This window comes from Mycolicibacterium alvei (genome assembly GCF_010727325.1).
Lineage (GTDB): Bacteria > Actinomycetota > Actinomycetes > Mycobacteriales > Mycobacteriaceae > Mycobacterium > Mycobacterium alvei.
The window spans coordinates 2,798,287-2,818,923 of the sequence record NZ_AP022565.1 but is presented as its reverse complement, the minus strand read 5'-3'; the positions used below and the strand labels follow the sequence as shown (position 1 = coordinate 2,818,923).

Here is a 20,637-nt window from a genome sequence, read left to right as displayed (position 1 = left end):
CGATGGATTCTGAAGGTCGTTCAGGGGGACGCCCGACGGGAGTCCCCGGATCCGGTTCGGATACTTCCGGTGCGGGACAGGCCGCAGATGCGTCGCCCGCTCCGAAAGTAGTTCTGGTCACGGGTGCGTGCCGGTTCCTCGGTGGTTATCTGACCGCCAGGCTGGCGCAGAACCCGTTGATCGAGCACGTCATCGCCGTTGATGCGGTGGTGCCGAGCAAGGACCTGATGCGTCGGATGGGGCGGGCGGAGTTCGTCCGCGCCGACATCCGCAACCCGTTCATCGCCAAGGTGATCAGAAACGGCAACGTGGACACCGTCGTGCATGCCGCGGCGGCGTCCTACGCGCCCAGGTCCGGAGGCCGGGCCACGTTGAAGGAACTCAACGTGATGGGCGCGATCCAGCTGTTCGCGGCCTGCCAGAAGACACCGTCGGTACGTCGGGTCGTGCTCAAGTCCACCTCCGAGGTGTACGGCTCGAGCTCGCGTGATCCGGTGATGTTCAGCGAGGAGAGCAGTGCTCGCCGTCCGCCGGGTGACGGGTTCGCCCGCGACAGCATGGACATCGAGGGCTACGCCCGTGGCCTGGCCCGGCGTCGCCCCGACATCGATCTGACGATCCTTCGGCTGGCCAACATGATCGGGCCCGCGATGGACACCGTGCTCTCGCGGTATCTGGCCGGGCCGGTGGTTCCCTCGGTCATCGGCCACGACGCACGGTTGCAACTGCTGCACGAACAGGACGCCCTCGGTGCCCTGGAACGTGCGACAGTGGCCGGCCGGGCGGGCACGTTCAACGTCGGCGCCTTGGGCATCATCATGATGAGCCAGGCGATCCGGCGCTCGGGACGGGTGCGTTTGCCGGTGCCGAGCGGGGCGTTGTCGGCGATCAATTCGCTCAGTCGCGCAACGGGTTCCGCCGAGATCGACCGCGATCAGATGAACTATCTGAGCTACGGCCGGGTGATGGACACCACGCGAATGCACAGGGATCTGGGCTACAGTCCCAAGTGGACGACCGCCGAGGCATTCGACGACTACGTCCGTGGTCGTGGATTGACGCCGATACTCGATCCGCGATGGGTACGCTCAATGGAGAGTCGCGCCGTGGGGATGGCGCAGCGTTTGGGACATTAGTAGTGGCTCTATCCGGGGTGGGAGAAGGTATCGAAGTGGCGGGTGAATCAAAAGCGAAAGTCATTCCGCTGCATGGCAACTCGAATCGTTCTGCGGCACGCCGTGCGGCCGCTCGGTCCGACAGTGCCCGCCGACATCCTTCGGTCCTGGCCGATCCGGGAAGCCGTGCCACGGCCGAGCAGATCGCCGCGGTGGTGCATGAGATCGATCAGGCACGCGGTGGCGCCTCGGGCCAGTCGGGCACCGACGACGGCCCCAGCGAACTCGCCAAGGGCATCGCGGCGGTCTCGGAATTCGTCCGCACCCGGATGGCCGGTGAGTACTCGGTGGACGAGTTCGGGTTCGACCCGCACATCACCAACGCAATCTTCTTGCCTTTGCTGAGAACGTTTTTCAGGTCCTGGTTCCGGGTCGAGGTGTCGGGCATCGAGAACCTGCCCTCCAACGGTGCGGCGCTCGTGGTGGCCAACCACGCCGGGGTGCTGCCCTTCGACGGACTGATGACTCAGGTGGCGGTGCACGACCACCACCCGCTCAACCGCGATCTGCGTCTGCTCGCGGCGGACCTGGTGTTCGATCTGCCGATGGTCGGGCAGGCCGCACGTAAGGCCGGGCACACCATGGCCTGCACCGCCGACGCGCACCGGTTGCTCGCCAACGGTGAGCTCACCGCCGTGTTCCCGGAGGGCTTCAAGGGGTTGGGCAAGAACTTCAAAGATCGCTACAAGCTGCAGCGGTTCGGCCGCGGCGGCTTCGTTTCCGCAGCTCTGCGAGCCCAGGCGCCGATCGTGCCGTGCTCGATCGTGGGCTCGGAGGAGATCTACCCGATGATGGCCGACGTCAAGCTGCTGGCCCGGTTGCTCGGTCTGCCGTACTTCCCGGTGACGCCGCTGTTCCCGCTGGCCGGCCCGCTCGGCCTGGTGCCGTTGCCGTCGAAGTGGCACATCCAGTTCGGTGAGCCGATCGCGACGACCGGCTATGACGAGAGCGCCGCCGACGATCCGATGATCACCTTCGAGCTGACCGATCAGGTCCGCGAGACCATCCAGCACACGCTGTACCAGCTGCTGGCCGGCCGTCGAAACATGTTCTTCGGCTGACCCTTACACCGCTCGCGCAACGAAAAATCAGGCGCCGGACTTTTGCCCGGCAACCATCTTGGCGATCGCGGCGTCGCGCGCCGCGGCGATCTGTGAACTGATCTCGTCGGCTTCGTCGATGGCCGCCTCGCCGAGCATGGTGACGATGCTGGTGGCAACCGGGTTGCCGTCGTCGTCGGTGACCTCGGCCCGAACCTCGGCGATCACAGTGCCGTGCGATTCGATGACCGAGTCCAGGTAGGAGTCGAACCACAGCTTGTCGCCGACCATGATCGGCCGGTGGAAGATCAGCTTCTGGTCGCGGTGCAACACCCGCTCCAGGTTGATCGGGATGTCGAAATTCTCGAACAGGTCCAGCTGAACGCGTCGACCGGCGACCGCCAGGAACGTCACCGAGGCCACCACCGAGTCGTAGCCGTACTCCTTGGCGGCCTCGGCGTCGTAGTGCGCGGGATGGTCGTCCTTGACCGCGTGGGCGAACTCACGGACCTTCTCCCGGCCGACCTCGAAGTAGTCGGGGTACCGGTAGTGCGTTCCGATGATGTTTGCGGCGATGCTCATATTCCCTGCGCTGTTCGGTATGCGGTGCGCGGTGCGCACAAACGTGCCTGACTGCCAAGCCGCTGGCGCGGCCCGCCGCGGAAGCTTATAACGCGGCCTGCTACCTCAGCGAATGTCGTGGCGGCGTGACGCGGCAGCGGCCAGCGCGCCACCCAGCGCACCGAGCGCCAGCGCCGAGGGCACGCCGATGCGCGCGGCCTTGCGTGCGGTGCGGAAGTCGCGGATCTCCCAGCCGCGCTCCCTGGCCACGTCGCGCAGCGCGGCGTCGGGGTTGATCGCCACCGCGGTACCGACCAGCGACAGCATCGGTACGTCGTTGAAGCTGTCCGAGTAGGCGGTGCACCGGCGCAGGTTCAGACCTTCGCGGATGGCCAGGGACCGCACCGCGTGGGCCTTTCCGGTGCCGTGCAGAATGTCGCCGACGAGCCGGCCCGTGAACACTCCGTCGACCGACTCGGCGACCGTCCCCAGCGCACCCGTCAATCCCAGCCGCTTGGCGATCGTGGCGGCCAGCTCGTAGGGGGTCGCGGTGACGAGCCACACCTGCTGACCGGCGTCCAGGTGCATCTGTGCCAGCGCTCGCGTCCCCGGCCAGATCTTGTCGGCGATGATCTCGTCGTAGATCTCCTCGCCCAGCGCCACCAGTTCGGCGGTGGACCGGCCCTCGATGAATGCCAGGGCCTTCTGCTTGCCCTCGGCGACGTCGTCGCTGTTCTCCTTGCCGGTGAACTGGAACTTGGCCTGTGCGAATCCGATGCCGAGGATGTCGCGGTAGGTGAAGTACTTGCGTGCCGCCAGGCCGCGGGCGAAGTGCACCAGTGACGATCCGTGGACCAGGGTGTTGTCGACGTCGAAGAATGCCGCGGCAGTCAGATCGGGCGGCGGTGCCGGTGTGGGGGCGTCGTCGGTGTCGGGCTCGAGCTCGGTGACGGCGAGTTCGGCGCTGGCCTCGGCGGCAAGCTCCTGTTCGAGTGCATCGGCACTACCGGATTCGGGCACGTTTTCACCCTAAGTCACGCAGCCGGGATACTGGCGGTGTGGAGTGCGAGCAGGCGGGAACGGGCGGCCGAACCACTGTGACGTTGCTGACCAGGGCCGGCTGCAGCATGTGTGAGCGGGCCGCGCACCAGCTGGCCGTGTTGCGTGACGAACTGGACTTCGAGCTGGTGACCACCGATATCGACGAGGCCGCCGCAGCGGGCGACTCGGCGCCGCGGGCCCGGTTCGGCGATCTGCTGCCGGTGGTTTTGCTGAACGGGATCCAACACAGCTACTGGGAAGTCGACGAGCAGGGGCTTCGGGCCGAGATAGCACCGAGATGAAATTTGGTGGCCGGGCCGGAAACGATTACCTTGGTGACGTGGTGATGACGCCGTGAGTGTGCTGCTATTCGGGGTTTCGCACCGCAGCGCGCCGGTGTCTGTTCTCGAGCAGTTGAGCACCGACGCATCGGATCAGGCCAAGATCATCGACGAGGTCCTCCGGTCCTCGTTGGTCACCGAGGCCATGGTCCTGGCCACGTGCAACCGCGTCGAGGTGTACGCCGTGGTCGAGGCTTTCCACGGCGGCCTGTCGATCATCGGGCAGGTGCTTTCCGACCATTCCGGCATGTCGCTGAACGACCTCACCAAGTACGCCTACGTGCGTTACGCCGAAGCCGCTGTCGAGCATCTGTTCGCGGTGACCAGCGGCTTGGACTCGGCCGTCATCGGTGAAGCCCAGGTGTTGGGCCAGGTGCGTCGCGCCTATGCGACGGCCGAGGAGCACCAGACCGTCGGGCGCACGCTGCACGAGCTGGCCCAGCGGGCCCTGAACGTCGGCAAACGGGTGCATTCGGAGACCGGCATCGACGCCGCGGGCGCGTCGGTGGTCTCGGTGGCCCTCGGGATGGCCGAAACCAAACTCAGCGGCGGGCTCGCCGGGCGGACCGCGGCCGTGATCGGCGCGGGCTCGATGGGCGCACTGGCCGGTGCGCACCTGCTGCGGGCGGGGATCGACCGGGTCAACGTGGTGAATCGATCGCTGCCGCGCGCCCAGCGCCTCGCGGCGAACCTCACCGAGCAGGGCGTGCCTGCGCAAGCGTTTTCCCTGGACGAACTCTCCGAAGCGCTGGCCGATTCCGATGTCGTGGTCAGCAGCACCGGGGCGGTACGGCCGGTGGTATCCCTGGCCGACGTGCACCATGCACTGGCGCAGCGCAACCCGGCCGCCGTTGATCGGCAGCTGGTCATCTGTGACCTCGGTATGCCCCGCGACGTCGATCCGGCGGTGTCCGGGCTGCCCGGTGTCTGGGTCGTCGACATGGACCGGATTCAGCGGGAGCCGTCGGCACGGGCCGCGGCCACCGATGCCGATGCGGCCCGCACGATCGTGGCCACCGAGGTTGCCAACTACCTGGCGGGCCAGCGGATGGCCGAGGTCACCCCGACCGTGACGGCGCTGCGGCAACGCGCCGCCGACGTGGTGGAGGCCGAGCTGCTGCGCCTGGACAACCGGCTGCCCGAACTGGAGTCGGCGCACCGCGACGAGGTGGCCAAGACGGTCCGCCGCGTCGTCGACAAACTTTTGCACGCACCCACGGTGCGGGTGAAACAACTCGCCAGTGCACCTGGCGGGGACAGCTACGCGGAGGCTTTGCGGGAGCTGTTCGAACTCGATCCGCAGGCCGTCGAAGCTGTGGCGGCCAGCGAATTGCCCTTCATGACAACAGATCTCGATAAGTCTGAGTAGGCATTGGTAGAAACGCGCGATACGGTGATCCGGATCGGCACCCGGGGTAGCCTGCTGGCGACCACGCAGGCCGGCACTATCAGAGACGCTTTGCTGGCGGCAGGTCACCCCTGCGAGTTGGTGATCATCACGACCGAGGGCGACCGCAATCAGGGGCCGATCGCCCACATGGGCGTCGGGGTGTTCACCGCCGCGCTGCGCGACGCGATCCACGACGGCCGTGTCGACATGGCCGTGCACTCCTACAAGGATTTGCCCACCGCACGGGATGAACGGTTTGTGATCGCCGGGGTCCCGCGCCGCGAGGACCCCCGCGACGCCCTGGTGGCGCGTGACGGCATGGTGCTCGGGGAGTTGCCGACGGGCTCCACGATCGGCACGTCGAGCCCGCGCCGGGCCGCGCAGCTTAGAGCACTGGGTCTCGGTTTGGAAATCCGCCCCCTACGAGGCAACCTAGATACCAGGTTGAACAGGGTTACGAGTGGTGATCTCGACGCCATCGTGGTCGCCCGTGCGGGTCTCGCCCGTATCGGACGTGTCGATGCAGTCACCGAGACGCTCGAGCCGGTGCAGATGTTGCCAGCGCCGGCTCAGGGTGCGCTCGCGTTGGAATGCCGCTCCGGCGACACCGAGCTGATTTCGGTGCTGGCGGAGTTGGACGATGCCGACACGCGCGCCGCGGTCACCGCCGAACGGGTCCTGCTCGCCGAACTGGAGGCGGGCTGTTCCGCACCGGTTGGCGCGATCGCAGAAGTGGTCGAGTCGATCGATGAGGACGGCAATGTCTTCGTGGAGCTGTCGTTGCGCGGCTGCGTAGCGACGCTGGACGGATCCGACATGATCCGTGCGTCCGGCATCGGAACTCCCGATCGGGCCGCTGAGTTGGGTGTCTCGGTGGCGGCGGAGCTTTACGAGCTGGGTGCACGCGAGCTGTTGGTAGAGCGCGGGAGTGAAGAATGACCATGCGAGGTCGCAAGGCCAAGCCCGGCCGCATCACATTTGTGGGTTCGGGCCCGGGAGATCCGGGGCTGCTGACGGCACGGGCGCAGACTGTACTGGCGCACGCCGAGTTGGTGTTCACCGATCCCGACGTCCCAGAAGCCGTACTGGCGCTGATCGGCACGGAGCTGCCCCCGGCGTCCGGCCCGGCACCGGCTGAGCCGGCCAAGGCCGCCGCCGCAGGCGATGACGCCACCGGAACCCCCGACGCGGCGCAAGCCGCCGTCATCGCGGGTGGTCCCGAGGTGCGCCCCGCGCTGGGCGATCCCGCCGAGGTGGCCAAGACACTGGTCTCCGAGGCCCGCCACGGCTACGACGTGGTGCGCCTGGTCGCCGGTGACCCGCTGTCCGTGGACGCCGTCATCACCGAGATCGGTGCGCTGGCCAGGTCCCATGTGAACTTCGAGATCGTCCCCGGTCTGCCCGCCACCAGCGCAGTGCCCACCTACGCGGGCCTGCCGCTCGGGTCGTCGCACACCGTGGCCGACGTCCGCGGTGACGTGGACTGGGCGGCGCTGGCCGCCGCACCCGGGCCGCTGATCCTGCACGCGACCGCGTCGCACCTGCCGGACGCCGCGCGCACCCTGATCGAATTCGGTCTGGCCGAGAACACTCCGGCGGTGGTGACCGCGAGCGGTACCACCTGCCAGCAGCGTTCGGTGGAGACCAGCCTCGGTGGACTGACCGACAAGGCGGTGCTGGAGAAGCCGGCCGGCAGTGAGCTGGCGGGCCCGCTGGCCGGGCCGCTGGTGGTCACCATCGGCAAGACCGTGGCCAACCGGGCCAAGCTGAACTGGTGGGAGAGCCGCGCCCTGTACGGCTGGACCGTGCTGGTGCCGCGTACCAAGGATCAGGCCGGCGAGATGAGCGACCGGTTGGTGGGCCACGGCGCCCTGCCGATCGAGGTGCCGACCATCGCGGTCGAGCCGCCGCGCAGCCCCGCCCAGATGGAGCGCGCAGTCAAGGGTCTGGTCGACGGCCGGTTCCAGTGGGTGGTGTTCACCTCGACCAACGCCGTGCGTGCGGTCTGGGAGAAGTTCAACGAGTTCGGTCTGGATGCGCGGGCCTTCTCCGGGGTGAAGATCGCCTGTGTCGGACAGGCCACCGCCGACAAGGTGCGGGCGTTCGGCATCAACCCCGAGCTGGTGCCGTCGGGGGAGCAGTCCTCGCTGGGTCTGCTCGACGAGTTCCCGCCGTTCGACGAGGTTTTCGATCCGGTGAACCGGGTGCTGCTGCCGCGCGCCGACATCGCCACCGAGACGCTGGCCGAGGGCCTGCGTGAGCGCGGGTGGGAGATCGAGGATGTCACGGCCTACCGCACCGTGCGTGCCGCTCCGCCACCGGCGCAGACCCGCGAGATGATCAAGACCGGCGGGTTCGACGCGGTCTGCTTCACCTCCAGTTCGACGGTGCGCAACCTGGTCGGTATCGCCGGCAAGCCGCACGCCCGGACCATCGTGGCCTGCATCGGGCCGAAAACTGCTGAAACCGCAGCGGAATTCGGCCTGCGGGTGGATGTGCAGCCCGAGACGGCCACCGTGGGGCCGCTGGTCGACGCGCTCGCCGAGCACGCCGCTCGACTGCGGGCCGAAGGGGCACTGCCCCCGCCGCGCAAGAAGAGCCGCCGCAGGTAGATTTCGCCGAAACGGTATTCCAGCAGGCCTGCACTCGAAGTTCTTCTGCCGGAATACCGTTTCGCGGAGAAGCGCAGAAGGAGGCCCCGCAGTGTCCTATCCACGGCATCGTCCCCGTCGTCTGCGCTCGACACCTGCGATGCGCCGCCTGGTGGCCCAGACCTCTTTGGAGCCGCGCCATCTGGTGCTGCCGATGTTCGTCGCCGACGGTCTGTCGGAGCCGCGGGCCATCAGTTCCATGCCCGGCGTGGTGCAACACACCAGGGACTCGCTACGGCAGGCGGCCGCGGATGCGGTGGCGGCCGGTGTGGGCGGGCTGATGCTGTTCGGGGTGCCCCGCGACGAGGACAAGGACGCCGTCGGCAGCATCGGTACCGATCCGGACGGCATCCTCAACGTGGCGCTGCGTGATCTGGCCAAGGATCTCGGTGATGCCACCGTGCTGATGGCCGACACCTGCCTCGACGAGTTCACCGACCACGGACACTGCGGCGTGCTGGACGCCGCGGGTCGGGTCGACAACGACGCGACCAATGTGCGCTACACCGAACTTGCTGTGGCACAAGCGGAGTCGGGTGCCCACGTGGTGGGTCCCAGCGGCATGATGGACGGTCAGGTGGCCGCCATCCGCGACGGGCTCGATACGGCCGGACACACCGATGTCGCGATCCTGGCGTATGCGGCCAAGTTCGCCTCGGCGTTCTACGGCCCGTTCCGGGAAGCGGTCTCGTCGAGTTTGCAGGGCGATCGGCGTACCTACCAACAGGATCCGGGCAATATCCGCGAAGCCGTGCACGAGGTCGAACTCGACATCGACGAGGGTGCCGACATCGTGATGGTCAAGCCTGCGATGAGTTACCTGGATGTGGTGCGCGCCGCCGCTGATATTTCACCGGTACCCGTTGCCGCGTACCAGATTTCGGGTGAGTACTCGATGATCTGTGCTGCCGCGGCCAATGGCTGGATCGATCTGCAGGCGGCCGCCCTGGAATCCCTGACCGGAATCCGGCGGGCCGGTGCCGACATCGTGCTGACCTATTGGGCGGCCGACGTGGCCGGCTGGCTCGCGTGACCGGTCAGCAACCGAGCCCCACCGGACGTCCCGAGGACGTCGACACGGGATTCTGGTTGTGGGCGGCCGCGTTGGTGCTCATGGTGGTCGGGTACCTGATCGACGTGCTGACCGGATCCGGTGGCGGCGTGCAACGGTCCATGACCGTCGTCTTCTCGGCGATGTTCCTGGTGGTGTTGTCCTCGATCGTGGTGGCGTTCCTGATCTTGATGCGCCAGGGGTATCGCTGGGCCCGCACCCTGCTGACCAGCGGCGGACTCGTCTCGGCCCTGCACGCGATCAGCAGCCTGCTGACCGGTGAACGTCAGGCCGCGGCGGCGGTGGGCTACGCACTCACCGCGATCGTCGGGTCCGTGCTGATCGCGGGCGGGCTGTACCTGCTGTACCGCAAGGACGCCGACGGCTTCTTCGTGCGTTGATTTCGCTAGGCTTCCCGACAATGTCCTCATCTCCGGCGTCCCCATCCGCGGCGTCGCGCCGCGCGACCATCGCGTTCAGTTGTTGGTTGGTCGGTGCTGTGTTGTTGATCGTCGGTGGACTGATCGCGGCCTCGGTGTCGTGGCCCAGCGCCGAGAGCACCCTGTTCCGCGCCGTGGGTGTGCTCACGTCGCTGGCCGGTGCCGGGATGGCGTACCTGGCGGGCCGCAGCCGTTCGGGCAGTGTGCGACATCGTCGCGCCGCCGTTGCACTGTCGATGGCGATCGTGGTGGTGGTCGGGTTGATGGCGACGCTCAGGCTGGCTCCGGTGCACATCCTCACGCTGCTGGCGCTGCTGTTGCTGATCGTAGGAACCGGCTTGAGCGCTGCACCGTTGCGAAGGGGTGATCATGGAGAGTGAACCGGTGAACAAGGTTGCCGCTGACGTGCTGTTCTACGAGCAGGGCGCCAGTTGGGCCTGGCTGCTGTTGGGTCCGTTCGCAGGGGGCGGCATGGCGATTCTGCAGATGACCGGCGGATACGGTCACGATCTGTGGATTCCGATCCTGTTCCTGGTCTTGGTGTCGGCATTCGTGGCCATCCAGATCAAGGCCGCGCGCATCCACACCTCGGTCGAGTTGACCGCCGAAACCCTGCGACAGGGCGCCGAGATCCTGCGGATCGACGAGATCGTGAAGATCTTCCCCGAAGCAGAGCGTTCGGAGTCGCCGAAATGGGAGTCCGATCGCGCCCTCGGCGAATTGTCCGGGATACCGCGGGGCCGCACCGGCATCGGGCTGAAACTCACCGGCAACCGTGGGGCCCAGGCCTGGGCGCGCAAGCACCGGAAGCTGCGGGAAGCGCTGACGCCGTTGGTCGAGGAGCGCACTCCGTGAAACCGCGGGCCGTCCTGGAGTTCGTGGTTGCCGCCGTTGCGGCGGTGGGCTGTGTGCTGAGCTGGGTCGCGGCCGCGACGACGATCGAGGTGGCGCCCGTGCTGGAGGGTGAGCCGACTACGACGGCCGTCAGTTACTCGGCGCCGCTGCTGGTGCTGGCCTTGGTGCTGGCGGGTCTGGCGGGCGTGCTGATCGTGTTGGGTGTCGCCCGGTTGCGCCGCTGACGCCTGTGACCGACTGGGAGCCCGTCACAGCGGGTGAATCCGGCGCCCGGGTGTTCCGCAGTGCCGACGGTTCCCGTTACGCGAAAGTGGTCGGCCCGACGACGGCAGCCGATCTGGCCGCGGAGCGGGACCGGGTGTCGTGGGCGCACGATCAGGGATTGCCGGTCCCCGCCGTGATCGACTTCGGCGGCGGCGAGGATGGCGGTGCGTACCTGGTCACCAGTGCCATCGGCGGCGTCGCGGCCGATCAGCTCGCGGAAGCAGACCTACGGACGGCGTGGCCCTCGGTCGTGCGGGCGATCCGCGACCTGCACGGCATCCCGATCGACGACTGTCCCTACGGGCGCGACCTCGACGGCATGCTGTCGCTCGCCCGGTCGGTCGTCGCCGCGGGCGCGGTCAACCCCGACTTTCTGCCCGACGAGGACAAGGACGTCCCGCCTGCCGAGCTGCTGATGCGGGTCGAACGGGAGGCCGACCGGCGTCGCCGCCAGGAGGCCGCCGATCGGGTGGTGTGCCACGGTGACCTGTGCCTGCCCAACGTCCTGATCGACCCGGACCGGCTCGCCGTCGAGGGCTTCATCGACCTGGGCCGGCTGGGTCTCGCGGACCGGCACGCCGACCTCGCGTTGGTGCTGGCCAACACCGCCGACACCTTTCCCGGCTTCGCCGCGGACGCGTCGGCAGGTCTGGCCGCGGGCTATCCGGCGGCGGTAGATGAGGACCGGCTGCGGTTCTACCTCGCATTGGATCCGCTCACCTGGGGGTGAGAGCCCAAGGCGCGGTTCAGGAATCGAGCCAGGCCAGCTCGTCGGACAGGTGCGCGCGCCAGAAGTCCTGATCGTGGCCGCCGGGGTAGAAACCGACGGCCGGGGTCCTGGGCAGTTGGTTGACGAACATTCGGGTCGCGGCGTAAAACCCGTCCCCGGTGCCGCAGTCGATGCGCAGCGGGATCGACCCCAGCGCCGGTAGCAGTCTCAGCGCTGAGTTCTGCTGCCAGTCTTCCAGGCTGTCGAAGGCATCCGGCGGCGCGCCCCAGTACGTGAGGTAGAGCGCCGGGCTGATCGCGCAGACCGCCGCGGTGCGCGCGGCGCCCAGTCTGGCACCCAACAGCATGGCGCCGTAGCCGCCCATCGACCAGCCCATGAAGGCCACTCGTGAGGTGTCGATGCCCTTGGTGGCCAGCATCGGGATCAACTCGTTGAGCACCATCGCCCCCGAGTCCTCCCCGGAGGCCCGACGGCGCCAGAACGAGTTGCCGCCGTCCACACTGACCACCGCGAACGGCGGCCGGCCGGCCGCGGTCAGTTGGGCCAGCGCTTCCGGGATGCCCAGGCTCATCACGCCGGCGGCATCGTTGTCCATCCCGTGCAAGGCGATCACCGGACGCAATGGGCCGTGCTGGCCGGGTGGGCGGGCGATGATCCAGTTGGTTTCCACACCGCCGCGGGCCGCGGAGGTGAACGACCCCGAATCGCGGGTCGGCAACGGGGCGCCCGCCGGGCCCGTTTGGTTGGGGCCCGGAGACGCGCGGGGCAGCGGCGGATTGAGCAGGCTGCCCAGCGTCATCAGCCCCGCGGCACCCGCACCGGTGATACCTAGACGCAGTGCGTCACGGCGGGTCAGCGAAGTCACCTGCGCATCATTCCAACTAGGGGTCTCAGCCCGCGACACGGTGCGGCAACGGGGCGATAACGCCGCCCACCACTCGGTGACCCCGATCACATAACACTTGGTACAAAGTGCGAAATCTGTAACACTGTGTCTATGACCGAACTGGCCGATCAGCCGCAGCAGACCGACGCCCTGCCCCTGGGACCGCAATCGCTGGTCTGGAAGTACTTCGGGGACAACCGGATGTACCTGATCGGGCCGCGGCCCGCCGTCCTGCAGAACATGCTGGCCGAGCTCGGCCAGGGCGTGCTGGACCATTCGGTGTTCTTCGCCGACACCTCGGCGCGGATCAAGCGCTCGCTGCCGCCGATCTACCGCACGGTGTACGGCGCCGAGGACGACAACACCGGGACCCAGGTCCGCGACTTCCACCATGGCATCAAGGGCGACATGCCGGACGGATCGCGGTACCACGCACTGGATCCCGATACCTACTTCTGGGCGCACGCCACCTTCGTCGAGCAGGTCCTCTACTTCGCCGACACCTTCGTCAAGCGGCTCAGCGACGCCGAGAAGGAGCAGATCTACGCCGAGTCCAAGACCTGGTACCGCCGCTACGGGGTCAGCGATCGGCCGATGCCGGCCACCTACGCCGAGTTCGAGCAGTACTGGGACCGGATGCTGAACGAGGTGGCTGTCCCGCACAAGTCCGCCCGCTACGGCGTCGGCTATGTCACCAAGGGCTTTCCGTGCCCCAAGGGTGTTCACCCGGCGGTGTGGCGCGTGGTCGCGACGGTGTTCGACCCGGCCGCGGCCTTCCTCACCGCGGGAGGCCTGCCGCCGCGCGCCCGAGACCTGCTCGACCTGCCGTGGAGTGACCGCCAGGAACGCAACTACCAGCGATTCGCGGCGTTGTGGCGGTCGGCTCCGGTGAACTGGGTGTGGGATCATCTTCCGATGAGCGTGCGCTACAACAAATTTGCGCAAAAGGGCTATGCCCAAAGCTGATCCGGTGCAGGGCATCCTGGACGCGGCCCTCGTCGAATTCGAGCGGCACGGCCTGCGCCGCGTCGCGCTCGACGATGTCGCGCGCCGGGCCGGGGTCAGCCGCACCACGATCTATCGCCGATTCACCAACCGTGACGAACTCGTTGCCGCCGTGATCGAGCGGGAGAACGTCGCGCTGTTCTCCGATATCGCCCATGAATTGAAAAATGCCGGGCCGCAATCGAATTACTACGTCGAGGCGTTCACGTTGTCGATCCTGCGGTTCCGTCGTCATCATGTCCTCAACAAGCTGATCGCGGACGAGCCGGCCCTGGTCATGGAGATGCTGCACACCCACTACGGCGCGGCGATCGAGCGGATGGCTGCTGCGCTCAAGGTGATCTTCCCGGCCGGGTTCGCCGACCGGATCGGCGAGCAGGCGGTGAACGACCTGGCCGACACCATCCTGCGCTACGCGGGGATGGTCCTGCTGCTGCCCAGCGTCGAACCCCTCGACACCCCCGAGGACATCCGGGCGTTCGCCACCCGCCATTTCCTGCCCAGTCTGCCGCTCTCGGTTCGTACCGTCACCGCCTGATTGCCATCGACGGGTGGCGCCAAGTGTTGTTTGGCGGCGCGTATTTCCGGGCAGCCGTGAGGTATGAGTACCGAGAAGCCGCCACCTGTCACCGAACAACACCACAAAGAAGCCGAACGGATCATGCAGTCGTATGACGAGTCCCGGCCGACCGCCACCCTGCCCGGCAGCCTTGGCACGGTCTCGGGCACCGCTGTCAACGACTGGCTGGACGACGACGGTAAACCGATCTACGGCCGGCGCGATGGCGAGCGGTAACCGCGAACCCGTCTCCCCATCGTCTGGCCGATGCCTACTGTGGCTGGTGTGACTGCGGCCCCGCTCGAACGAATTGCGCCTACTTTCGTGACGATGGCCCACGAGATCGTGTGGGCGTCGGTGGCCACGGTCGACGCCGACGGTCAACCCCGCAGTCGGATCCTGCATCCGATCTGGGAGTGGGACGGCACCGATCTGTTCGGGTGGATCGCCACCGTGCCCAGCCCGGTCAAGCGGGCGCATCTGGCGGTGCATCCGTATGTCTCGGTCAGTTACTGGACTACCAACCACGACACGTGCGCGGCGGACTGCCTCGTGGAGTGGTACACCGACGACGAGACCTGCACGCAGGTGTGGGACCGCTTCGCCAACGGCCCGGCGCCGGTGGGCTATGACCCGCACATCATCCCGCAATGGAGCAACGGGCCGACCTCGGATCAGTTCGCGGCACTGCGGTTGACTCCTTACCGGCTGCGGGTGATGCCGGGCACCGTCATGACAGCGGGGTCCGGCGAGGTGCTGAACTGGCAGGCGTGACCTCGGTACCGCCCACCACCGGGTTCAGCGGCCACCGCCGCCGATTATCGGCGGCGGCGCCCTGCTGCCAGGTCACGACGGCATCCGCGACGTCGCGAACGTCGTCGGTGTCGAGCACCGCATAGCGGGCCACGAGTTCGGGCAATCCGTTGACCAGGCATTCGTAGCTGATCCGGTGTGTGAGGCCACGGGTCCACTGCAGCGCGATCGCCCGGCGGCCAGGAGGTAGCCGCCGGGCGTCGCAGATCAACAGGACCCGACGCGCCCCCACGGTGAGGGCCGTTGCGGTCGCCAACTCGCATGCTTCGTTCGCGTCGGCGCGTAACCTCCGACGCGACACCCGACGGCCCCCGAAACGGGAGTCCACCCAGTCTCCGTCGAAGATCGCGATCACCGATTCGATCGAGTCGATCTCCGCGGCACTCAATGCGAACCCGGGCACCCGAACACCGGGCGGGTGTGTGTGCCGGACCGCGATGCCGTGGCGTTCGAGCTCCGCGACGATCGACCTGGACACGTCGGTCAGCCAGCCGAACATCAGCACCTGTGGTCCGGCGGCCTCATGTTGTGCCACCGCAAAATCACCACTCGTTCTCGAATTTTTCCGGAAATTGGCATGCGGTGATAGCGCATTATTTTTTGCACGACAATCCACGGTCATCGAATAATGTGGCGTGCGGTCGGGTGACAAAAAATCACCACGAGAAATAGCGGAATTTCGGTGCGAATCTATTCCGTCACGATCCGTTTTCAGGTCGCGGCGGTACCGCGCACCGAGCCTGGTAAACCCAGAAAGCCTGCACTGCAGGCGGCTACGCGCGTTCCGGCCGCTTCCTTCTGGAGATGATCTCGCCGGACTCGGCGGCCTTGTCCCGTTTCGCTGCCCGTCGTTCTTTGAGCGACATTGCCGGTTTCTTTTGCGCGCGACTCTTATCAGCCATCGTTGCTCCTTTTACTCGCAAACAATCACTGAGGCCGACCATACCGTAGAAAAAATTAAAAGCCAGTCGGCAGTTTTCGACCGCCACGCCACGTTGAACTGCCGCTATGCCGGCCGGTGTCTGACCTTCGGCGTGGGGGCGTCGTGGCCCGCGTGCAGTCCGGGAACCAGCATCCCCACCCGGCGCCGGTAGTTGAGGTACGGATCACCCAGGTGGTCCACCAGGTCGCGTTCTTCGAGTTGGATCGCCACCAGGATGTAGGCGGTGCTGACGGCGGCGAACAGCAGATGGCCCGCGGTCATCGTCGGGGTGGCCCAGAACGCGACGATGAACCCGGCCATGATCGGGTGCCGAATCACCCGGTAGAACATCACTGTCTGGAACCCCAGTTCGCGATACGGCCGGCCGCGCCAGTTCAGCCACACCTGCCGCAACCCGAACAGGTCGAAGTGGTTGATCATGAACGTCGAGGCGAACACGGTCGCCCAGCCTGCCCAGAACAGTGCCCACAGAATCGCCCGTCCCGCAGTGGATTCCACGTTCCATACGATCGCGGGCATGGTACGCCACTGCCAGTACAGAAGGAGCAGTGCGAGGCTGGACAGCAACACGTAGGTGCTGCGTTCGATGGCGTGCGGGACGATCCGCGTCCATCGGTCCTTGAACCACGGCCGGGCCATCACGCTGTGCTGAATGGCGAACACCGACAGCAGCAGAAGGTTGACGAGCACCGCCTCGGCGATGGGTGCGGCGATGGCGGAATCGACCGTGCGTGGCACGACGAAGTTGCCGACGAAGGCGATCGCATAGAGGAAGGACACGACGAACAGGAGATAGCTCGCGATGCCGTAGCCGATGATGAGTAGGCGCTTCATGGTGACCTCCTGCCACCGATGGGACAGATGCCGCGCCCTGCTGCCGGCCGCAGTAGTGACCTATCAACGGTAGACCTTGTATCCCCAGGTGAACAGGGCTAACCGGCCGCGTCCGCAGCTACTCGACGGGTGCCTCTACTTACGCGGAGCGCTCCGCCCTGGCGGCCTCGCGGGCCAGCATGCGGTCCCGTTGCTCCTCGAACCTGAGAACCTGCTTCTCGAGGTCCTCCAGGTAGGTGGCCAACTGTTCGCGGCGCTTCTCGCCGACCGCGGTCACGTCGTTGCGCTCGAAGATCCGCCACTTCTTGACGTTGGGCATGACGACCTCTTCGAGGTGCTGACGCAGATCGTAGATGCCGTGCTTGGCCATGATCACGCTGTTGCGCCGCCAGTTCGGCATTCCGCGCCCGGGCATCCGGAAGCCTTCGATGATGGCGCACACAGCCTCCATCGCCTGGTCGGGGGCGAGGTCGAAACCGGCGGAGAACACGTTGCGGTAGAACACCATGTGCAGGTTCTCGTCGGTCGCGACGCGCTGCAGCATCGACTCGGCGAGCGGATCGTCGCAGATCTTGCCGGTGTTGCGGTGGCTGACGCGGGTTGCGAGTTCCTGCAGGGTGGCGTACGCCGAGATCATCAGCGGGCCTGGCTCGTGGATCTCGCGCTCTTCCTCGTCGGGGTCGTATCCGTTGCGCATGTGCTCCATGCGCATGCGCTCCAGGGCGACGGGGTCCACTCCGCGGGTGACCACGAGGTAATCGCGGATGACGATGCCGTGGCGGTTCTCCTCGGCAGTCCACTGGTTGACCCAGTGACCCCAGGCACGGTCGAGTGAGAAGTGATTGGCCGCCCCGCGGTGATAGGAGGGCAGGTTGTCCTCGGTGAGCAGGTTGGTGATCATCGCGACCTTGGCGACCTCGGACAGCCCGGACTGCTCCGGTGCCCAGTCTTCGCCGCCCAGCGCCGCGAAGTTACGGCCGAGGTCCCACGGAACGTAGTCGTGCGGATGCCACTCCTTGGCGACCTTCAAATGGTGATTGAGGCCTTCTTCGGCAACCGGCTCGAGCTCGTTGAGGATCTCGGCGTCGGTCAATTGTCTCTGCATCTGCGTCCCATCACGTCGTCACCCGAAGGTTGTCTAGCTACGACGGTAGCCCGCGCACCCCGTACCGCGGTCGGTCGACGCTTCGAATCAGCACAATGGGCGGGCTCCGGGGGCCTAGATCGGCATGCGGTAGCCGTAGTATTCGTGGTCCTCGTTGTAACCGCCGTGTCCCCATCCGACCGTGCGGAAGTCGGCCACGAATTCGATGGCTCCGATCCATTTGATCGCCTTCCTTCACGGCCGCTGACCGCCGAGCGTCGAGGGGCGGCGGTCAGTGACGCGCCCGTGGGCGTCAGATCCGCCGCAGCAGCACCGCCTGCTCGAACGGCAGCCGGGGGAATACCCGCCGCATCGGCCCCTTGACGTGGGGTGCAGCCTCGGACTTGGACACCACTTGAGGATCGGCGAGTCGGATGGTCCGGCCGTGGCGGCGCATCTCGGCACCGCCTGCCGCGGTGATGTTCTTGAGCCAGTCGCGGTTGGGACCGTAGGTCAGCAGGATCGCCACACCGGTATCGGTGGAGAAGACGGTCAGAGGAGTCCGATATGTCGTGCCTGACCTGCGGCCGACGTGTTCGAGGATGCCGAATGTGGGCGCCCATCCAGCCCAAAGTCGCTGGATGGGGTTGGTTACGTGCCGATTGAACCGGGCCAGCCATTGCGGGAGTTGCATGGCCCCATTCAATCGCTGCCGTGACGGCGGTCACAACCTACTGTGGCCGGATTTTCAGTCACCCACTTCAGCCGGCTCGCTTGAGCAACAGCGTGTGCTCGACACCGGCGTACCCCAGCAGTTGGCGCCACGGCGCCTTCAGATGTGGCAGGGCCTCGGTCGTGGGCACGATTCGGGGCTGATCCACGGCGAAGGTGCGCCCTTCGAACTTCACCCGGCCGCCACCGGCGCGCTGCAGATTCTTCACCCAGTCTCGTTGCCGTCCGTAAGGCAGCAGCACCGCCACTCCGTCGTCGGTGCTGAACACCGTCACCGGCGTGCGGTAGACCGCGCCGCTGCGTCTCCCGGTGTGCTCGATGATCGACCAGATCGGCAGGTACCCGGACAGGGGCCGGAAGATCGGGTTGGTGACGCGTCGGTTGAACCGTGCCCGGCGTTCTGAGAATCGCACCATCGCCCCATCTTGCCGTGCCGGGCGAGTGAGCCGAGACTGAAGTCATGGCCTATCTCAAACCGCCGTGGTTCGTCCGCACGGTGTTCAACCGGATCGCGATGGCCACGGGTATCGGCCACAGCGAGACCCTGACCGTCACCACCCGGACCAGCAGGCAACCACAGCAGATCCCCGTCGTGGTTCCCGAGGTGGACGGGGTGAAGTACCTGGTCTCCACCCGTGGTGAATCGGCATGGGTGCGCAATATCCGGGCCAACCCGCAGGTGACGTTGGGGAAGTCCAGCTACGTCGCGGCCGAGGTTCCGGTCGAGCAGCGGGCGCCGATCATCGCGGCCTACCGTCCGTTGGCCGGCAAGGTGGTGGAGGGTTACTTCCGCGACCTGCCCGACGACGCCGACCACCCGGTGTTCGCGCTGACGCCGGTGGGGTGACGTGGTCAAGTGATACTGACCACTACACCCTGTAGTTGACGGGTTTGCACCGGCTGGGACACTGGTGGCCATGCCTGTGGAAAAGCAGACTGAGCGATCGGCCCAGCTGTTCGCCGACGCCTGCGCAGTGATCCCCGGTGGCGTGAACTCCCCGGTGCGTGCCTTCAGCTCGGTCGGCGGCACCCCGCGGTTCATCACCTCGGCCAAGGGCTACTGGCTGACCGATGCCGATGACAACCGCTACGTCGACCTGGTCTGTTCGTGGGGACCGGCGCTGCTCGGCCACGCCCATCCCGCGGTTGTCGAGGCCGTGCAGAAGGTGGCGGTCAACGGGCTGAGCTTCGGCGCCCCGACCCCGTCGGAGACCGAACTGGCCGCCGAGATCATCAACCGGGTGGCCCCCGTCGAGCGGCTACGTCTGGTCAACTCCGGCACCGAGGCCACCATGAGCGCGATCCGGCTGGCCCGCGGCTACACCGGCCGCGCCAAGATCATCAAGTTCTCCGGCTGCTATCACGGGCACAGCGATGCGCTGCTGGCCGACGCCGGTTCGGGTGTGGCCACCCTGGGGCTGCCGTCCTCGCCCGGTGTCACCGGTGCGGCCGCGGCCGACACCATCGTGCTGCCCTACAACAACGTCGCCGCGGTGGAAGAGATCTTCGGCCGGTTCGGCGACGAGATCGCTTGTGTCATCACCGAAGCCAGCCCCGGCAACATGGGCACGGTGCCGCCGCTGCCCGGCTTCAACGCCGCATTGCGCCGGATCACCGCCGCCCACGGTGCGCTGTTGATCCTCGACGAGGTGATGACGGGCTTCCGGGTGAGCCGTGCCGGTTGGTACGGCCTGGATCCCGTCGACGCCGACCTGTTCACTTACGGCAAGGTGATGAGCGGCGGCCTGCCCGCCGCGGCGTTCGGTGGCAGTGCCGAGGTGATGGGGCGCCTGGCCCCGCTGGGGCCGGTCTATCAGGCCGGAACCCTGTCCGGGAACCCGGTGGCGATGGCGGCGGGCCTGGCCACGCTGCGCAACGCCGACGCCGCCGCCTACGCCCGGGTGGACGCCAACGCCGACCGGCTGGCCGGACTGTTCACCGATGCGCTGACGGACGCCGGGGTGGCGCACCGGGTGCAGCGCGCGGGCAGCATGCTCAGCGTGTTCTTCACCGACGAGCCGGTCAACGACTTCGCCGCGGCCAAGGCCACCGAAACCTGGCGGTTCCCGCCGTTCTTCCACGCCCTGCTGGAAGCTGGCGTGTACCCGCCGTGCAGTGCGTTCGAAACCTGGTTCGTCTCAGCGGCATTGGACGACAAAGCGTTCGAGCGCATCGCCGACGCGCTGCCCGGAGCGGCCCGCGCCGCCGCGGAGGCCAAGCAGTGACACGAACGACGGTGCAC

The 20,637-nt window shown here is 67.0% G+C and carries 27 protein-coding genes; 18 read left to right on the top strand and 9 right to left on the bottom strand.

Going from position 1 to position 20,637, the window contains the following annotated elements:
- Positions 1 to 2 precede the first annotated feature (2 nt).
- The gene (locus tag G6N44_RS13525) at positions 3 to 1,136 is read left to right on the top strand and encodes an SDR family oxidoreductase (protein ID WP_179964522.1); all 1,134 of its coding nucleotides are present in this window, start codon (positions 3 to 5) and stop codon (positions 1,134 to 1,136) included.
- Between the two features lie 35 nt (positions 1,137 to 1,171).
- Entirely contained in the window at positions 1,172 to 2,236 is a 1,065-nt protein-coding gene (locus G6N44_RS13520) for a lysophospholipid acyltransferase family protein (protein WP_163664733.1), read from the top strand.
- 27 nt (positions 2,237 to 2,263) lie between these two features.
- Here G6N44_RS13520 and G6N44_RS13515 read toward each other — a convergent pair whose 3' ends face one another.
- Both G6N44_RS13515 and G6N44_RS13510 read right to left on the bottom strand, forming a co-directional pair.
- Positions 2,264 to 2,797 (bottom strand): FAS1-like dehydratase domain-containing protein, encoded by a 534-nt coding sequence (locus G6N44_RS13515; RefSeq protein ID WP_163664731.1) that lies wholly within the window; start codon positions 2,795 to 2,797, stop codon positions 2,264 to 2,266.
- Between the two features lie 105 nt (positions 2,798 to 2,902).
- Entirely contained in the window at positions 2,903 to 3,796 is an 894-nt protein-coding gene (locus tag G6N44_RS13510) for an HAD family hydrolase (RefSeq protein ID WP_163664729.1), read from the bottom strand.
- A gap of 38 nt (positions 3,797 to 3,834) precedes the next feature.
- Here G6N44_RS13510 and G6N44_RS13505 point away from each other — a divergent pair, with 38 nt between their 5' ends.
- The 10 genes from G6N44_RS13505 (at position 3,835) to G6N44_RS13460 (ending at position 11,539) form a co-directional block, all read left to right on the top strand.
- A complete protein-coding gene (locus tag G6N44_RS13505; RefSeq protein WP_264033089.1) occupies positions 3,835 to 4,119 on the top strand; it encodes a glutaredoxin family protein in 285 nt (94 codons plus the stop codon).
- 52 nt (positions 4,120 to 4,171) lie between these two features.
- Positions 4,172 to 5,527: a glutamyl-tRNA reductase gene (locus tag G6N44_RS13500; protein ID WP_163664727.1), complete on the top strand. Its 1,356-nt coding sequence runs from the start codon at positions 4,172 to 4,174 to the stop codon at positions 5,525 to 5,527.
- A 24-nt stretch (positions 5,528 to 5,551) separates the two neighbouring features.
- Positions 5,552 to 6,487 (top strand): hydroxymethylbilane synthase, encoded by a 936-nt coding sequence (hemC, locus tag G6N44_RS13495; protein WP_163664725.1) that lies wholly within the window; start codon positions 5,552 to 5,554, stop codon positions 6,485 to 6,487.
- Complete coding sequence (locus G6N44_RS13490; RefSeq protein ID WP_163664723.1) at positions 6,484 to 8,160, top strand: bifunctional uroporphyrinogen-III C-methyltransferase/uroporphyrinogen-III synthase; 1,677 nt, start codon at positions 6,484 to 6,486, stop codon at positions 8,158 to 8,160. The genes hemC and G6N44_RS13490 overlap by 4 nt, the downstream gene beginning before the upstream one ends.
- Positions 8,161 to 8,251: 91 nt before the next feature.
- The gene (gene hemB / locus G6N44_RS13485) at positions 8,252 to 9,232 is read left to right on the top strand and encodes a porphobilinogen synthase (RefSeq protein ID WP_163664721.1); all 981 of its coding nucleotides are present in this window, start codon (positions 8,252 to 8,254) and stop codon (positions 9,230 to 9,232) included.
- Positions 9,229 to 9,651, top strand: a complete 423-nt coding sequence (locus G6N44_RS13480) for a hypothetical protein (RefSeq protein ID WP_163664719.1) — start codon at positions 9,229 to 9,231, stop codon at positions 9,649 to 9,651. The genes hemB and G6N44_RS13480 overlap by 4 nt, the downstream gene beginning before the upstream one ends.
- Positions 9,652 to 9,671: 20 nt before the next feature.
- Positions 9,672 to 10,070 carry a hypothetical protein gene (locus G6N44_RS13475; protein WP_163664715.1) on the top strand — a complete coding sequence of 133 codons (399 nt, stop codon included), beginning with the start codon at positions 9,672 to 9,674 and terminating at the stop codon, positions 10,068 to 10,070.
- A complete protein-coding gene (locus tag G6N44_RS13470) occupies positions 10,060 to 10,545 on the top strand; it encodes a transport-regulating membrane protein Mce1N (RefSeq protein WP_163664713.1) in 486 nt (161 codons plus the stop codon). Before G6N44_RS13475 ends, G6N44_RS13470 begins: the two co-directional genes overlap by 11 nt.
- Positions 10,542 to 10,769 carry a hypothetical protein gene (locus G6N44_RS13465; RefSeq protein ID WP_163664711.1) on the top strand — a complete coding sequence of 76 codons (228 nt, stop codon included), beginning with the start codon at positions 10,542 to 10,544 and terminating at the stop codon, positions 10,767 to 10,769. Before G6N44_RS13470 ends, G6N44_RS13465 begins: the two co-directional genes overlap by 4 nt.
- Complete coding sequence (locus G6N44_RS13460; RefSeq protein WP_163669907.1) at positions 10,766 to 11,539, top strand: APH(3'') family aminoglycoside O-phosphotransferase; 774 nt, start codon at positions 10,766 to 10,768, stop codon at positions 11,537 to 11,539. The genes G6N44_RS13465 and G6N44_RS13460 overlap by 4 nt, the downstream gene beginning before the upstream one ends.
- 16 nt (positions 11,540 to 11,555) lie before the next feature.
- Here G6N44_RS13460 and G6N44_RS13455 read toward each other — a convergent pair whose 3' ends face one another.
- Entirely contained in the window at positions 11,556 to 12,404 is an 849-nt protein-coding gene (locus G6N44_RS13455; protein ID WP_163664708.1) for an alpha/beta hydrolase, read from the bottom strand.
- Positions 12,405 to 12,536: 132 nt separating this feature from the next.
- On the opposite strand from G6N44_RS13455, the gene G6N44_RS13450 reads away from it, so the two are divergent.
- From G6N44_RS13450 to G6N44_RS13435, 4 genes are all read left to right on the top strand, one after another.
- Positions 12,537 to 13,391, top strand: a complete 855-nt coding sequence (locus tag G6N44_RS13450; protein ID WP_163664706.1) for an oxygenase MpaB family protein — start codon at positions 12,537 to 12,539, stop codon at positions 13,389 to 13,391.
- Positions 13,378 to 13,968, top strand: coding sequence for a TetR/AcrR family transcriptional regulator (locus G6N44_RS13445; RefSeq protein ID WP_163664704.1), 591 nt, complete (start codon positions 13,378 to 13,380; stop codon positions 13,966 to 13,968). Before G6N44_RS13450 ends, G6N44_RS13445 begins: the two co-directional genes overlap by 14 nt.
- Positions 13,969 to 14,031: 63 nt before the next feature.
- Positions 14,032 to 14,226 (top strand): hypothetical protein, encoded by a 195-nt coding sequence (locus G6N44_RS13440; protein ID WP_163664702.1) that lies wholly within the window; start codon positions 14,032 to 14,034, stop codon positions 14,224 to 14,226.
- Between the two features lie 93 nt (positions 14,227 to 14,319).
- Entirely contained in the window at positions 14,320 to 14,763 is a 444-nt protein-coding gene (locus G6N44_RS13435; protein WP_179964578.1) for a pyridoxamine 5'-phosphate oxidase family protein, read from the top strand.
- Here the strand turns inward: G6N44_RS13435 and G6N44_RS13430 are convergent.
- From G6N44_RS13430 to G6N44_RS13410, 6 genes are all read right to left on the bottom strand, one after another.
- Positions 14,720 to 15,337, bottom strand: coding sequence for a hypothetical protein (locus tag G6N44_RS13430; protein WP_163664698.1), 618 nt, complete (start codon positions 15,335 to 15,337; stop codon positions 14,720 to 14,722). The two genes, G6N44_RS13435 and G6N44_RS13430, sit on opposite strands and share 44 nt — an antisense overlap.
- A 238-nt stretch (positions 15,338 to 15,575) precedes the next feature.
- Positions 15,576 to 15,704: a hypothetical protein gene (locus tag G6N44_RS29690; RefSeq protein WP_264033086.1), complete on the bottom strand. Its 129-nt coding sequence runs from the start codon at positions 15,702 to 15,704 to the stop codon at positions 15,576 to 15,578.
- A 104-nt stretch (positions 15,705 to 15,808) separates the two neighbouring features.
- Positions 15,809 to 16,579: a methanethiol S-methyltransferase gene (gene mddA, locus G6N44_RS13425; protein WP_163664696.1), complete on the bottom strand. Its 771-nt coding sequence runs from the start codon at positions 16,577 to 16,579 to the stop codon at positions 15,809 to 15,811.
- A gap of 139 nt (positions 16,580 to 16,718) precedes the next feature.
- Positions 16,719 to 17,684: an acyl-ACP desaturase gene (locus tag G6N44_RS13420; protein WP_163664694.1), complete on the bottom strand. Its 966-nt coding sequence runs from the start codon at positions 17,682 to 17,684 to the stop codon at positions 16,719 to 16,721.
- 292 nt (positions 17,685 to 17,976) lie between these two features.
- The gene (locus G6N44_RS13415) at positions 17,977 to 18,357 is read right to left on the bottom strand and encodes a nitroreductase family deazaflavin-dependent oxidoreductase (protein ID WP_163664692.1); all 381 of its coding nucleotides are present in this window, start codon (positions 18,355 to 18,357) and stop codon (positions 17,977 to 17,979) included.
- A 67-nt stretch (positions 18,358 to 18,424) separates the two neighbouring features.
- A complete protein-coding gene (locus G6N44_RS13410; RefSeq protein WP_179964521.1) occupies positions 18,425 to 18,811 on the bottom strand; it encodes a nitroreductase family deazaflavin-dependent oxidoreductase in 387 nt (128 codons plus the stop codon).
- A gap of 44 nt (positions 18,812 to 18,855) precedes the next feature.
- On the opposite strand from G6N44_RS13410, the gene G6N44_RS13405 reads away from it, so the two are divergent.
- Positions 18,856 to 19,242, top strand: coding sequence for a nitroreductase/quinone reductase family protein (locus G6N44_RS13405; RefSeq protein WP_163664690.1), 387 nt, complete (start codon positions 18,856 to 18,858; stop codon positions 19,240 to 19,242).
- 70 nt (positions 19,243 to 19,312) lie between these two features.
- A complete protein-coding gene (gene hemL, locus G6N44_RS13400; protein ID WP_163664688.1) occupies positions 19,313 to 20,620 on the top strand; it encodes a glutamate-1-semialdehyde 2,1-aminomutase in 1,308 nt (435 codons plus the stop codon).
- The last annotated feature ends 17 nt before the right edge of the window (positions 20,621 to 20,637 follow it).

Coding starts and splice junctions, on each gene's coding strand:
- G6N44_RS13445 (WP_163664704.1), top strand. CDS start 13,378: ATGCCCAAAGCTGATCCGGTGCAGGGCATCCTGGACGCGGCCCTCGTC.
- G6N44_RS13405 (WP_163664690.1), top strand. CDS start 18,856: ATGGCCTATCTCAAACCGCCGTGGTTCGTCCGCACGGTGTTCAACCGG.
- G6N44_RS13525 (WP_179964522.1), top strand. CDS start 3: ATGGATTCTGAAGGTCGTTCAGGGGGACGCCCGACGGGAGTCCCCGGA.
- G6N44_RS13435 (WP_179964578.1), top strand. CDS start 14,320: ATGGCCCACGAGATCGTGTGGGCGTCGGTGGCCACGGTCGACGCCGAC.
- hemL (WP_163664688.1), top strand. CDS start 19,313: ATGCCTGTGGAAAAGCAGACTGAGCGATCGGCCCAGCTGTTCGCCGAC.
- mddA (WP_163664696.1), bottom strand. CDS start 16,579: ATGAAGCGCCTACTCATCATCGGCTACGGCATCGCGAGCTATCTCCTG.
- G6N44_RS13420 (WP_163664694.1), bottom strand. CDS start 17,684: ATGCAGAGACAATTGACCGACGCCGAGATCCTCAACGAGCTCGAGCCG.
- G6N44_RS13450 (WP_163664706.1), top strand. CDS start 12,537: ATGACCGAACTGGCCGATCAGCCGCAGCAGACCGACGCCCTGCCCCTG.
- G6N44_RS13490 (WP_163664723.1), top strand. CDS start 6,484: ATGACCATGCGAGGTCGCAAGGCCAAGCCCGGCCGCATCACATTTGTG.
- G6N44_RS13475 (WP_163664715.1), top strand. CDS start 9,672: ATGTCCTCATCTCCGGCGTCCCCATCCGCGGCGTCGCGCCGCGCGACC.
- G6N44_RS13470 (WP_163664713.1), top strand. CDS start 10,060: ATGGAGAGTGAACCGGTGAACAAGGTTGCCGCTGACGTGCTGTTCTAC.
- G6N44_RS13515 (WP_163664731.1), bottom strand. CDS start 2,797: ATGAGCATCGCCGCAAACATCATCGGAACGCACTACCGGTACCCCGAC.
- G6N44_RS13410 (WP_179964521.1), bottom strand. CDS start 18,811: ATGGTGCGATTCTCAGAACGCCGGGCACGGTTCAACCGACGCGTCACC.
- G6N44_RS13415 (WP_163664692.1), bottom strand. CDS start 18,357: ATGCAACTCCCGCAATGGCTGGCCCGGTTCAATCGGCACGTAACCAAC.
- G6N44_RS13440 (WP_163664702.1), top strand. CDS start 14,032: ATGAGTACCGAGAAGCCGCCACCTGTCACCGAACAACACCACAAAGAA.
- G6N44_RS29690 (WP_264033086.1), bottom strand. CDS start 15,704: ATGGCTGATAAGAGTCGCGCGCAAAAGAAACCGGCAATGTCGCTCAAA.